This is a genomic window from Burkholderia sp. Cy-637 (genome assembly GCF_011753175.1).
Taxonomy (GTDB): Bacteria; Pseudomonadota; Gammaproteobacteria; order Burkholderiales; family Burkholderiaceae; genus Burkholderia; species Burkholderia gladioli.
On record NZ_VWWC01000049.1, the window covers coordinates 1 to 12,201 of the forward strand.

The 12,201-nt window shown below is 67.7% G+C and carries 11 protein-coding genes and 1 pseudogene; 4 read left to right on the top strand and 8 right to left on the bottom strand.

Going from position 1 to position 12,201, the window contains the following annotated elements; all coding sequences use genetic code 11:
• The 4 genes and pseudogenes from F3J10_RS15435 to F3J10_RS15450 all read right to left on the bottom strand — a co-directional run.
• Positions 1–228 (bottom strand): annotated as a pseudogene (locus F3J10_RS15435) (metal ABC transporter substrate-binding protein); the annotation flags it as partial.
• On the bottom strand, positions 225–1,274 hold the full coding sequence (locus F3J10_RS15440) for a formylglycine-generating enzyme family protein (protein ID WP_167242414.1): 1,050 nt from the start codon (positions 1,272–1,274) through the stop codon (positions 225–227). The gene F3J10_RS15440 and the pseudogene F3J10_RS15435, both read right to left, overlap by 4 nt.
• Positions 1,275–1,284: 10 nt before the next feature.
• Complete coding sequence (locus tag F3J10_RS15445; protein ID WP_167242415.1) at positions 1,285–3,273, bottom strand: arylsulfatase; 1,989 nt, start codon at positions 3,271–3,273, stop codon at positions 1,285–1,287.
• A 129-nt stretch (positions 3,274–3,402) separates the two neighbouring features.
• A complete protein-coding gene (locus tag F3J10_RS15450; RefSeq protein ID WP_025101401.1) occupies positions 3,403–4,308 on the bottom strand; it encodes a LysR family transcriptional regulator in 906 nt (301 codons plus the stop codon).
• 209 nt (positions 4,309–4,517) lie between these two features.
• On the opposite strand from F3J10_RS15450, the gene F3J10_RS15455 reads away from it, so the two are divergent.
• The 4 genes from F3J10_RS15455 (at position 4,518) to F3J10_RS15470 (ending at position 7,827) form a co-directional block, all read left to right on the top strand.
• On the top strand, positions 4,518–5,258 hold the full coding sequence (locus tag F3J10_RS15455) for an SDR family oxidoreductase (RefSeq protein WP_167242416.1): 741 nt from the start codon (positions 4,518–4,520) through the stop codon (positions 5,256–5,258).
• A gap of 117 nt (positions 5,259–5,375) precedes the next feature.
• Positions 5,376–5,597, top strand: a complete 222-nt coding sequence (locus F3J10_RS15460) for a tautomerase family protein (RefSeq protein ID WP_025101403.1) — start codon at positions 5,376–5,378, stop codon at positions 5,595–5,597.
• 81 nt (positions 5,598–5,678) lie between these two features.
• Entirely contained in the window at positions 5,679–6,134 is a 456-nt protein-coding gene (locus F3J10_RS15465; protein WP_167242417.1) for a DoxX family protein, read from the top strand.
• A gap of 157 nt (positions 6,135–6,291) precedes the next feature.
• Positions 6,292–7,827, top strand: coding sequence for a methyl-accepting chemotaxis protein (locus F3J10_RS15470; protein ID WP_166913306.1), 1,536 nt, complete (start codon positions 6,292–6,294; stop codon positions 7,825–7,827).
• 64 nt (positions 7,828–7,891) lie between these two features.
• Here F3J10_RS15470 and F3J10_RS15475 read toward each other — a convergent pair whose 3' ends face one another.
• The 4 genes from F3J10_RS15475 to bcpO form a co-directional block, all read right to left on the bottom strand.
• Positions 7,892–8,662 (bottom strand): hypothetical protein, encoded by a 771-nt coding sequence (locus tag F3J10_RS15475; RefSeq protein ID WP_152554527.1) that lies wholly within the window; start codon positions 8,660–8,662, stop codon positions 7,892–7,894.
• 215 nt (positions 8,663–8,877) lie between these two features.
• Entirely contained in the window at positions 8,878–9,801 is a 924-nt protein-coding gene (locus tag F3J10_RS15480; protein WP_025101407.1) for a glycoside hydrolase family 19 protein, read from the bottom strand.
• A 388-nt stretch (positions 9,802–10,189) separates the two neighbouring features.
• Positions 10,190–11,926, bottom strand: a complete 1,737-nt coding sequence (locus F3J10_RS15485) for a ShlB/FhaC/HecB family hemolysin secretion/activation protein (protein ID WP_167242418.1) — start codon at positions 11,924–11,926, stop codon at positions 10,190–10,192.
• A gap of 24 nt (positions 11,927–11,950) precedes the next feature.
• The gene (bcpO, locus tag F3J10_RS15490; RefSeq protein WP_166913308.1) at positions 11,951–12,172 is read right to left on the bottom strand and encodes a CDI system lipoprotein BcpO; all 222 of its coding nucleotides are present in this window, start codon (positions 12,170–12,172) and stop codon (positions 11,951–11,953) included.
• Positions 12,173–12,201 lie beyond the last annotated feature (29 nt).

A 12,201-nucleotide genomic window follows, 5' to 3' on the forward strand; every position in this document is an offset into this window, starting at 1 on the left:
CGGGCTGGCCATCGAGGTGCGGCGCACTTCCTCGGCGATCTCGGCATGCGGGCCCGGCGTCACGCCGATGCGCAGCGGCGCCGCCGGACTTGTCGCCCCGGCCGTGGCGGAAGCGACGGCCGGCGCCGGCGGCAAGGACCACGCAGCGCTCCAGCCGCAGCACAAGGCGATGCCGAGCACGCGCGCCGCCATCAGCCGGCGCGAGGCCGGCTTGCCGAGGCCGCTCACGAAGCGTCCCTCAGGATGGTCCGGAAGCCGATATGCGAGGCGGCCAGGTCGGCTTCCTGGCTCTCGCGCGACGAGGCGCGGTAACGCACGCAGTAATCGCGCGCGCAGAGGAAGGAGCCGCCCTTGATCACCATCGGCGTGTCGCGAGGCCGCGAGGCCGGCGCGACGACGGCGGTGTCGCCGTTGGTATGCGATTGATGCGGGCCGCTGTAGGCATCGCGGGTCCATTCCCAGGCGTTGCCGATCATGTCGTAGAGCCGGAAATCGTTGGCGGCGTAACAGCCCACCGGCGCGAGCCCGGCATGGCCGTCCTCGGCCGTGTCGATCACCGGAAACACGCCCTGCCAGTAGTTCGCCGCGGGCTTGCCGTCGCGGCCAACCGGCGCGGCATCGAGATCGGCGCCGTCGCGGCCCGCCTTGCCCGCGTATTCCCATTCCGCCTCGGTCGGCAAATCCCGGCCGAGCCAGCGCGCATAGGCCAGCGCATCGTGCAGCGTGACCAGGGTCACCGGCAGGTTGCCGCGCCCGTCCACGCCGCTGCCGGGGCCAGTCGGGTGCCGCCACGAGGCGCCCTTCACCCAGTTCCACCAGGCCAGGTCGCGCGCGGCCAGTTCCTCGCGCGAGGGCACGTGGAACACCGCCGCGCCGCCTTGCCGCTCGGCCTCGGTCAGGTAGCCGGTGGCGCGCACGAAGCTGTCGAACTGGGCCACCGTGACATCGGTCTGGTCGATCCAGAAACCGCCGACGCGGGTGCGCCCGTCGCCGGCCGGCCGCTCGTCCGGATAGCCGCGCGTGCTGCCGAACACGAAGGCGCCGGCATGCAGATGGACCATGCCCGCCTTGGGATCCTCGCGCCAGCCGGCGGGAATCCCGCCATAACGCTCGCAGCGCGACTCGCTGCCGAGCGGCGCCAGCGGCCGGCCGCGGTTGGCCGCGTCGAACGCGGCATCGGGCGCGGCCTGCCAGCCCGCCGCCGCATACGAGAGCGCGAAGGCGGCGGCGAACAGCGCGACGCCGGCCAGCGCGGTTTTCGTCACGAAACGCATCGATCGCGGCTCAGTAATAACCGACCGGGCGCAAGGGCTCCACGCCGCCCACGCTGGCCATGTAGGCGTTCCACTGCTCGAACAGGGTCTGCACGATCGACGGGTTCTGCGCCGAGACGTCGTTGGTTTCGCCGCGGTCGGCCTTCAGGTCGTAGAGCTGCCAGTGGCCGTCGGCCGGCCCCAGCGGCGGCTCGGTCCACAGCGCCTTCCAGCGGCCGTCGGCGCTGCGCAGGTAGGCGCGGCCATAGGCTTCGTCGCCGAACGGCGCGGTATGCACCTCGCCGGTGGCGGTGCCGGCCAGCACCGGCAGCAGCGACTTGCCGCTGACCGGGTAGACGTAGCGATCGCCGTAGATCACCTTGCCGCGATTCGCGTCGACGCCGGTCAGCGTGTTGATCAGCGGCGGCGCCGGCTGCGAGGGCGGCGTGACGCCGGCCACGTCGAGGAAGGTGGCGGTGTCGTCGGTGACGTGCGTAAACAGGTTCAGCGTCGGCAAGGCGCTCGCCTGCCCCGGCAGGTGCACGATGGCCGGCACCGACACGCCGCCTTCTGCCGAATACCCCTTGCTGAGGCGCAGCGGCGTGGCGCTGACCTCGGCCCAGCGCAGCCCGTATTGCAGGCGCTGCGCGTTCTGCTGGCCGTTGTCGGTGCCGAGCGCCGAATACACCGGGTCCTGCGCGTTGGCGGTGTCGGTGGCGGTGGGATCGGCGCCCGAGTCGATCGGCCAGCCCTCGGCGCCGTTGTCCGACTGGAACATGATGAAGGTGTTGTCGTATTCGCCGATGTCCTTCAGGTGCTGGATCAGCAGGCCGATGTTGTAGTCGAGGTTCTCGACCATCCCCGCGTAGATCTCCATGTAGCGCGCCTGCGCGCGGCGCTCGGCCGGCGACAGGCTGGCCCAGGCCTTGTCCACCTTGCCCTGGCCGTAGTCGCTGTAGCCGGCCGAGGCGGGATGCACCGCGCTGATGTACTGCGCGGCCGGCGTGCCGTTGTTGGCGGTGGCGGGCGAGCGCGTGAGCGTCTCGGGCAGTCCGCCGAACGGCTGGAAGTCGGCCGGGATCAGGCCCAGCGCCTTCTGCCGCGCGATGCGCGCGTTGCGGATCGCGTCGTAGCCGGCGTCGTAGACGCCCGCGTACTTGTGCAGCCACGGGTCCGGCACCTGCAGCGGCCAATGCGGCGAGGTATAGGCCGCGTAGGCGAAGAAGGGCTTGCCGTCGCCGTGGTTCGCGTCGATATCGGCGATCAGCTTCTGCGTATAGAAATCGGTCGAATAGAACACCGCCGGATTGCCGCCGTCGCCGCCCGCCTGGCCGGGCTGGCCCGGCTGCACGTAGCGGCCGTCTTCCGTGTAGTTCCGCGAACCGGCCGGCTCGTGCGCGAAGTGATTGGTGGCGGCGCCGCCGAGCAGCGCGTAGCTGTGCTCGAAGCCCCATTGGTCGGGCGTCTGCCCGCTGCCGCTGGCGCTGCCGACGATGCCCGAGCCGAGGTGCCACTTGCCGGCCATGTAGGTGTGATAGCCGGCATCCTTGAGCAGTTGCGCGACCGACAGCGAGCGGTCGTTCAGGTAACCCTCGTAGCCGGGCAGGCCGCGGCGTTCGTCGGTCGGCGCGCCCATCGTGCCCTCGCCGACCAGGTGGTGGTCGGTGCCCGAGATCAGCATCGAGCGCGTGATCGCGCAGACCGTGCCGGCATGATGGTTGGCGAGGATCCGACCCGAGCCCACCAGCGCGTCGAGGTTCGGCGTGTTGATCTCGCCGCCGAAGGCGTGGATGTCGGAATAGCCGAGATCGTCGGCCATGATGTACAGGATGTTGGCGCGCTTGTGCGCGGCCGGCGGCGTCGAAGGCGCGCTCGGGCCGCTCGCCACCTCGCTGTCGCTGCCGCCGCAGGAGGCCAGCGCCACCGCCCCGGCGATGGCCGCGGCGAGCAGTGGCAGGCGAACACGGGAACGCGGGCTGGGCGAGGCTGCGGAAGATGTCGAGGCGGCGGATCGATTCATTATTGTCGTGCGCGGAACGCTCAGGCTGCGGGAGCCGCGATCTTATCCGCGCGACCGGGGCCGCCAAAGTCCGATTCTTTCGATGCTAAACCGCGCGTGGAATAAGGCCGCCGCCGGCCCGCCGCGTCCTCAGGCCGGGCCGAACAGCTCGGTGTAGATCTCGCGCAGCCAGTCGACGAACACGCGCACGCGCGGCGAGAGCTGCCGCCGATACGGATACAGCGCCGTGAGCGGCAGGTCCGGGCTGCGCCACCCGGGCAGCACCTCGACCAGCCGCCCGTCGCGCAAGGCGCCCTCGAGGTGGAAGCGCGGCACCTGGATCAGCCCGCAGCCGCGCTCGGCGGCCACCACGTAGTTCTCCGCGTCGTTGACCGAGATCCAGCCGCCGATGTCGTAGTCGCGCACCTCGCCGTCCACCACCAGCGAGAACGGGTAGTCGATGTTGCCGTTGCTCGAGAAGAAGCGCACCGCGCGGTGCCCGGGCAGCTCGTCGGGATGTTTCGGCATGCCGAATTCCGCCAGGTAGGCCGGGCTCGCGCAGATCACCTGCGGCATCATCGCGAGCCGCCGCGCGACCAGCGAGGAATCGTGCGGGCGGCCGCCGCGCACCACGCAGTCGACGCCCTCGCGCACCAGGTCGACCAGCCGGTCGCCGCTGCTGACCACCAGCTCGATCTCGGGATAGCGGCGATGGAAGTCGTCGATGCGCGGGATCACGATCGTGGTGGCGTGCGTGCCGTGCATGTCCACGCGCAGCACCCCGCGCGGATTCGAGGCCACCTGCCGCAGCGAGGCTTCGGCATCGTCGAGCTCGGTCAGCACCAGCACGCAGCGCTCGTAGAACGCGCTGCCGTCCGGCGTGGGCCGCACCTGGCGCGTGGTGCGCTCCAGCAGGCGCGTGCCGAGCCGCGCCTCCAGCTGCTTGATCGCGTGGGTCGCGCTGGCGCGGGGAATTCCGAGCATGTCGGCCGAGCGGCTGAAGCTGCCCGTTTCCACGATCCGGGTGAACAACTGCAGGGTATCGAGACGGTCCATGGGCGCGATTGTTGATTCGGGTTGAATGTGAGCGTCACTTTATCAGCATCGACACCAAGAAATTTCCGTAATTTCCCCCAATCGACCGCGCAATTATTGATGCCGGTTGAATTGTGTTCGCAAGCCGCGTGGATTTATCGGGGCGCGGGAAAGGCGAAGAATGCATTCCTGACGGGCAAGCCAGCCCTCTCGAACCCAGGAGCCCAAGCATGAATGCATCCCCCACTCGCGCCGCGATCGTCACCGGCGGCTCGCGCGGCATCGGCCGCGCCATCGCCACCCGCCTGGCCGCCGACGGCTTCGCCGTGGTCGTCAATTACGCCGGCAACGCGGCGGCGGCGCAGGAAACCGTCGGCGCGATCGTCGAGGCCGGCGGCACCGCCATCGCCGTGCAGGGCGACGTGGCCAGCGAGACCGATGTCGCGCGCCTGTTCGACACCACTGTCGAGCGCTTCGGCAGCGTCGACGTGGTGGTCAACAGCGCCGGCGTGATGTCGATGGCGGCCATCGACATCGAGCAGCTCGAGGCCTTCGATCGCACCATCGCCACCAACCTGCGCGGCACCTTCCTGGTGCTGGCCCAGGCGGCCAAGCGCATGCAGCGCGGCGGCCGGATCATCGCGCTGTCCACCAGCGTGATCGCGCTCTCGTTCCCCGGCTACGGGCCGTATATCGCCAGCAAGGCCGGCGTCGAGGGCCTGGTTCGCGTGCTCGCCAACGAGCTGCGCGGACGCGGCATCACCGCCAACGTGGTGTCGCCGGGGCCGGTGGCCACCGAGCTGTTCTTCAACGGCAAGACCGACGAGCAGGTCGCCAAGCTGGCCAAGCTCGCGCCGCTCGAGCGGCTCGGCGAGCCCGAGGACATCGCCTCGGCGGTGTCCTTCCTGGCCGGCCCCGACGGCGCCTGGGTCAATGCCCAGGTGCTGCGCGTGAACGGCGGTTACGCCTGATTCGACTGTCTCGACTGTCTCGACGCGCGGCGGCCCGATCCGCCGCGCACCTTCCACGCCGCGCGCCTCGCGCGGCATCCCGGCCGAGCGATCGGCCCACCCATCCGGACCGCCACCATGCCATTCGCCAATTTCAAGTTCCCCGAAGGAATCCTCGATGCCGCCACCAAGGAAGAGATCATTCACCGCACCACCGCGATGTTCGTCGAATACTTCGGTGAAGGCGTGCGCCCGTATTCGATGGTGCTCGTCGACGAGGTCGTCGATGGCGGCTGGGGCCGTGCCGACGAGACGCTGACGCTGGCGAAGATGGGCATCACGCCCAAGCAGCCCGCCTGAGCATTCCGAGCCGCACATCGCCATGGCGGGCGCGCCGTCATTGCGGCGCGCTCGCCATGCTCGCCTCGCCTGGAGCCGACGATGCCGACCACCCCCACCTCCCCCTCGCTGTCCTCCGACGGCGCGCGCGCCGTGCTGCGCATCTCGCTCGGCGCGATCCTGCTCACCCACGGCCTGCCAAAGCTGCTGCATAGCGCACACGGCGCGATGGCCGATCCGATGGCGAATTCGATCCGCCTGATCCGCGACGGCGCCGGCCTGCCCTTCGCCGAGCAGCTCGCCGTGCTGGTGATGCTGATCGAGACCGCGGGCGCGGTGCTGCTGATGCTCGGGCTCGGCACGCGCGCCGTGGCCTGCGCGATCTGCGCCGAGATGATCGGCATCGCCTGGGTGCTCGGCCCCACCTGGCCCTGGCTCGAACGCGGCATCGAATATCCGGTGCTGATGGGCGCCGTGGCGCTGTCGATCGCCTTGTCTGGCGGCGGCGCCTGGTCGCTCGACGCGCGCTGGATACGGCGCCGGCAAGCCGCGGCCTGAGACTGGACAAACCGGTCCATCTTCGTCATACGTCTAAGGAGAAATCTCCATTTCCCGCGCCCAGTGCGGGTTTACACACGACCGCCGGATCTAAAGGCGCCTCCCTTCCAGGCCGTTATAGGAATCGACCACATCATCCAGGCGAGGCGCGAAACGCATGAAGCTGTCCACCAAACTGTCGATACTCGTGATCACGGCGCTGGCCGGGATCCTCCTGATGGCGGCCACCGCGCTGAGCGTGATGCGCGAGGCCCTGATCGACAGCCGCGGCGACCAGATCGTGATCCTGCTGGGCAAGGCCGAGCATCTGGTCGACAGTTACCGCGAGCGGCAGGCGCGCGGCCAACTCAGTGCCGAGCAGGCACGACAAGGCGCGCGCGACGCGCTGGCCGCGCTGAACGTCGACCAGAAGAGCTACTACTGGGTCAAGGATGCCGACAATATCAACCTGGTCCACATCAACCCCGACTTCGTCGGCAAGCGCACCACCGACAACCACACCGCCAGCGGCCTGAGCGATCGCGAGGCCTATGCCGCCGCGCTGGCGAAGTCGCATTTCGCGCTGGTCGACCTGCTGATCAAGCGCAACGCCAACACCGAACCGGAGCCGAAGCTGCAGGGCGTGGTGCGGATTCCCGAGTGGAACTGGCTGGTCGGCACCGGCTTCTTCTATGACGATATCGATCGGGCCTACTACCGGATCGCCGGCCTGCTCGCCGCGATCACGGTGCTGATCGCCGTGATCGTCTCGGCGATCGCCTACATGATGGTGCGCAGCGTGCGTCGCACGCTCGGCGGCGAGCCGGCCCATGCCACCGAGATCGCCAGCCACATCGCCAACGGCCAGTTGCAGCTCGAGTTCGACGTCTCGCGCGCCGCGCCGGGCAGCCTGATCGCCACGCTGGCCGGGATGCGCGAGCGCCTGGCGGCGATGATCGCCGAGATCCACACCGCCAGCCAGGCGATCGCGCATGGCGCCGGCGAGATCGCCCAGGGCAACCTCGACCTGTCCCAGCGCACCGAGCAGCAGGCCGCCTCGCTGCAGGAAACCGCGGCCAGCATGGAGCAGATCACCGGCACGGTGAAGCAGAACGCCGACAACGCGCGGCATGCCAACGGCCTGGTGGGCAGCGCCACCGAGGCGACTTCGCTCGGCGGCGAGGCGGTACGCCAGGTGGTCGATACGATGTCGAGCATCGCCGAGCAGTCCGCGCGGATCGCCGACATCACCTCGGTGATCGAGAGCATCGCGTTCCAGACCAACATCCTCGCGCTCAATGCCGCCGTCGAGGCGGCGCGCGCCGGCGAGGAAGGCCGCGGCTTCGCGGTGGTGGCCGCCGAGGTGCGCTCGCTGGCGCAGCGCAGCGCCTCGGCCGCGAAGGACATCAAGGAGCTGATCCAGGTCTCGGTCGACAAGGTGGGCGACGGCAACCGGCTGGTGCAACTGGCCGGCGAACGGATGAACGAGATCGACCGTTCGATCGGGCAGGTGGCCGACATCATCGGCGAGATCTCGGCGGCCTCCGCCGAGCAGAGCACGGGCATCGACCAGGTGGGCCGCGCGGTCACGCAGATGGACGAGGTCACGCAGCAGAACGCGGCCCTGGTCGAGCAGGCGGCGGCCGCGGCCACCTCGCTGGACGAGCAGGCGGGCAGGCTGCGTTCGGCGGTATCGGTGTTCCGGCTCGCCTGAGTCTGGCGCGAGCCGGGCTCGTCGTCGGGCGCGGCAGGCACGATCGGCCTGCGCGAACCCCGCCTCAGAGACGCCCGAGCAGCGCCGGCAGGTCGCCGTCGAACGCGTAGCTGCCGGTATGCGTGGTATGGAACCAGGGGCAGGCATAGATCGCCCCGCCCAGGTCGCGCCATTTCCGGCAGAACGACAGGTCCTCGGACAAGGGGCGCCCGTCGTCGGGCGCATGCAGGAATTCGAAGTGCTCGTGCAGGTGCGTGGAATGCGGCAGGAGATGCCGGTAGTTCGAGGGGATCACGACACGCTTGTCGGGATAGGCGCTGGCGAGCCGGCCAAACACGGCGCGCTCGATCATCATCATGCCGGCGCCGCCCGCCGATACCTCGACCGGCTGCTCGCCCTGGCTCAAGGCGCCCTCGCCGATCGCGAAGACGGTGTGCCGATAATCGGCCGCCACCCGCGCGACCTGCTGCGCAGACAGTTCGGGACGGCGCCGCGCCGTCTCCACCACCGCCTCCCAGTTGATCTGCTTGGCCGGATACGGGCCGATCGCGATCTCGGCCCCCAGCTCGAACATGCGCAGCACGTCGCGGCCCTCGAAGCCGACGTCGGCGTCGACGAAGAGCAGGTGCGAGAGCGTCGATTCGCCGAGGAAGCGCTGGATCAGCACGTTGCGCTGCTCGTGCAGCAGCGCGGTCCCGCTCACGTAGAAGAATTCGAAGGCGATGCCGGCTTCCAGGCAGGCACGCTGCAGCGACAGCAGGCCGCTCACGTAAGGCATGAAGCAGCTCGAACCATAAGCGGGTGTCGCGACGAAGATGCCTCGAGTCGTTGTCATGGTGGCCCGGTGGGAAATGGACACGGTGGCTTCAGCGATCCCTTTTTATTGAAAATCGGCGCGACCGTCAACGACTTGTCACGAACCGCAAGATCGCCGCGGCGCGCCATGACGGACGAAGGGCCGGCGCTGCAGGCAGCCCGGCCCTGTATCTGCTATCCGTGACCGGCTGGCGGGCGCCGCGCGAATGCGGCGCCGCTTGCCGGAGATTCGCCTCAGCAGCCGGTCGGGCCGCTGCCGGTGGTCGTGCCGAGCAGGCCGACGAAGCGCTTGTAGGCATCGACCCGGCTCTGCACCTGGGCCGGATTGCGCCCGTTGCACTCGAGCGAGCCGTTGATCGAGCGGATCGTCTCGCCGAAGCCGCGGCCGCTGGCCATGGCCTGGTGCGGCGTCATGGTGCCGGCGCCCGATTGCGTCATCCAGAACCAGATCGCGGTGGCCCAGGAGATCGTCGCGTCGGTGGCCACCCAATCCGGGTTGCCGAGCAGGTTCAGGCCCAGCGCATCGCCGGCGGCCTTGTAGTTGTAGTCCCAGCTCAGCTGCATCGGGCCGCGGCCGTAATACTGCTTGCCGCCGCAATTGCCGCTGCTGCAGTAGCTGTTCCAGTTCGCCTGGTTCGATTCGCGGATGTACACCAGGCCGCCCGTTTCATGCGAAACGTTTGCCAGGAAGGCCGCGATTTCCTGCTTGCGCACGTCCTGGCTGGCCTCGCCGGCGAAATCGGGGTAGCTCTTCAGCGCGCCGACCAGGCCGTCGTAGGTGTAGAAGCTGTTGCGGGTCGGGAACATCTGCTCGAAGGTCGCGCGGCTCAGCGGGAAATCGGTGCCGTTGCCGGGTGAGGTGCCGCCGTCGCAGGTGGTGGGCGCCCAGTACCAGGTGCTGATGGTCGGATCGGTGCCGTCGCTGCCGTTGGTGCCCACGTTGACGAGCTTGTAGTACTGGCCGTTGGCCTGGTACAGCACGATGTCGCCCTTCTGGTAATTGACGCCACGGCTCCAGACCTTGAAATTGCAGGCCGCCGCCGCTTTCAGGATCGGGGCGCCGGTGGCGGCTTGCGCGTGCGCCTGATTGGCGATCAGGCAAACACCGGCGGAAGCCAGGATGCAGACGATTGCTTTCAGAGACCGTGATTTTTTCATGATTTATTCGAAATGCGGAGTCGATGAAAAACGGATGATTCGCGAATGCGCGCGAATTGCCGACATGGGCCACCCGGCAGCCGCCCGACGCGGCCGGCACGGCGTCCGCGAGCTATCCATTTCGTTATCACGGAAATAATCGCGGCCAGATGACGGGTTCAGATTGAGCGATTAGAAAGCTTTCCGTCAACTGCGCACTGGCATTCCTGATAGCTATCATTTCCCCCAATATTTGATTCGATAAAGCGAATGCCGGATTGGATTGATTTTCATTTTCCGGAATCGAACAAAATGACGGGGATAACAAAATCAGGCCACGGGCGGCGGCCGCCGGCTCGGTGCAGCCGGGCAGGCGCGATCTTGAACGATGGGAGCGCTCGCCGTCAGATCAGAACTGCGCCGTCGCCTGGAAACCGACCGTGATCCGCGCGGTCGGGAAGCCGGACGGCTTGTAGACCGGCGTACCGGCAAACAGGTCGTAGCCGTAGGCGCCGAAGCGTGTCGCGACGCTGCCCTTGACGCCAATCACCGCGCCTGCGAGCTGCGTGCCCAGCAGCACGATCGGCTGCGGCCCCCACACGCGACCGTAGTCGAGGCCCACGTAGATCGCCTGTCCGCTCTGCCCGATCGGCGCCTGCAGCTCGTTGCGCCAATAGAAGCCGCGCGACGCCGCCAGCATCGTTTCGCCGTCGAATCCTCGCACCGTGTAGCGGCTGCCGATCGTCAGGTCGTCGATGTAGTACAGCGTGTTGCCGGTGTATTGACCGTGGAACGTCGTCACGTACCGGAACGGCTGCTGCGCGATCGCGAACGGCACCGACAGGTTGGCGTCGAGCACGGTCATCCGGTAGCGGTAGGTCGGGCCGCCATCTGCTGCGAGGCTGTCGTCCCGCGCGCCGAATGCGCCAATACCCTGCCGGTACGCGAGCGTGCCGTCGAACTGTGCATGGCCGAAGTAGTGTCGATCGGTCAGGCCGAATTCGACGAACGTGTTGTTGCGGCGCTGCTGCGGAATTTCCGTATCTTCGATGAAGCTTTGCCCGAACCGGCGCGACAAGCGAAACTGCGCGCCGAATACGTCGTTCTGGCTGCGTGACAGCACACGGTTCAGCTTGAAATCGATCGTCTTCGAATTACCGCTCGCGATGAAGGTCTGGTTCACGCCGGCGATCTGCTGATAGTAGGTGTTCGTGTAAGCGGACAGCGACGCGGTCCAGTAGCCCCACGGGATCGAATAAAAACCGTTCCAGCCGTGCGAGCCCAGGCGCTTGTCGCCAAACTCCAGATCCTGGCTCACGCCGATGTTGAAGATGTCGTTCAGGCCCAGGGGATTGTCGATGCCGAGCGACAGGTTGCCCTGCAGACGGCCGGTCGCCCGGGTACCCGAGTTGTCGATCGAGGCGACGACCGTCCACGGCTTGCCGCGCTTCACGTCGAGTACGACGTCGCTCTCACCCGGCACGTCGGCGGGAACGATCTGCATCGACACGTCCTGGCTCGTCACGCGCTTCATTTGCTCGAGGCCCTGTTCGAGCTCGCGCAGGTTCAGCAGTTCGCCGTCGCCGGTTGGGAAGGCGGTCTTCCAGGTGCCGCGGAGCTTTTCATCGGCGAAGCGCACATGGCGGATCACGCCGGGGATCAGCGAGAGCTTCAGCGTGCCGGTGGAGAGATCCTGTTCGGGCAGCAGCACGCGCGTCGTGACGTAGCCGCGTGCCAGGATGGCTTGCGACAGGCCCTTGACCAGCATGCCGAGGCCTTGCTTGCCGACGCACTGCCCGGCGTAGTGGTCGAGCCACTCACGCGCGAAGGCGAAGCGGTCCATCGGCAATGCCGATGCGCCTTGCGATTTCAGGGAAGCGGGCAGCGCATCGGGGACGTCGAGGGATAAACGATCGATGCGAAAGCACGGTGCTTCCGATGGCAGCGTCGGAAACTCGGCGCTCGCCGTCGCGGCCGAACGTACACCCGGCGCGGAGACGGCCCGTTCGCGCTCTCGTGCCTCTTCCTGTTGTCGGGTTTGCTGGTCGTTTCCTGGGATGATCGGGCGCGGCGCTTCTTGTGCCGACACGGCCATCGGTATCAGCCATGCGGCCGACAGCAGCACAACCGGGGTACGGATAGTCATAGATGCGGTTTTGTTAGTTCGATTTTATGGCTTGGGTGCAAGGTGCCCTGGAATCCATACCCATTCGGTGCCGCTCCATTTCCAAAAGCCCATAACCCAGATCGTGCTCGACCACGACGGCAACACGGGCTCCATTTCAGGCTTGGGTGGAGGACGCGGAGGTGCGTCTGGAGGCACGGTCTCGCATGCGGCGAGCAGCGTAGAAATGACAAACGACAGGGCCAAGGGCCATTTGACTTTCTTCATTGTTGCCTCAATGTCGGCGACGTCGACCG

Coding starts and splice junctions, on each gene's coding strand:
- F3J10_RS15440 (WP_167242414.1), bottom strand. CDS start 1,274: ATGCGTTTCGTGACGAAAACCGCGCTGGCCGGCGTCGCGCTGTTCGCC.
- F3J10_RS15445 (WP_167242415.1), bottom strand. CDS start 3,273: ATGAATCGATCCGCCGCCTCGACATCTTCCGCAGCCTCGCCCAGCCCG.
- F3J10_RS15450 (WP_025101401.1), bottom strand. CDS start 4,308: ATGGACCGTCTCGATACCCTGCAGTTGTTCACCCGGATCGTGGAAACG.
- F3J10_RS15455 (WP_167242416.1), top strand. CDS start 4,518: ATGAATGCATCCCCCACTCGCGCCGCGATCGTCACCGGCGGCTCGCGC.
- F3J10_RS15460 (WP_025101403.1), top strand. CDS start 5,376: ATGCCATTCGCCAATTTCAAGTTCCCCGAAGGAATCCTCGATGCCGCC.
- F3J10_RS15465 (WP_167242417.1), top strand. CDS start 5,679: ATGCCGACCACCCCCACCTCCCCCTCGCTGTCCTCCGACGGCGCGCGC.
- F3J10_RS15470 (WP_166913306.1), top strand. CDS start 6,292: ATGAAGCTGTCCACCAAACTGTCGATACTCGTGATCACGGCGCTGGCC.
- F3J10_RS15475 (WP_152554527.1), bottom strand. CDS start 8,662: ATGACAACGACTCGAGGCATCTTCGTCGCGACACCCGCTTATGGTTCG.
- F3J10_RS15480 (WP_025101407.1), bottom strand. CDS start 9,801: ATGAAAAAATCACGGTCTCTGAAAGCAATCGTCTGCATCCTGGCTTCC.
- F3J10_RS15485 (WP_167242418.1), bottom strand. CDS start 11,926: ATGACTATCCGTACCCCGGTTGTGCTGCTGTCGGCCGCATGGCTGATA.
- bcpO (WP_166913308.1), bottom strand. CDS start 12,172: ATGAAGAAAGTCAAATGGCCCTTGGCCCTGTCGTTTGTCATTTCTACG.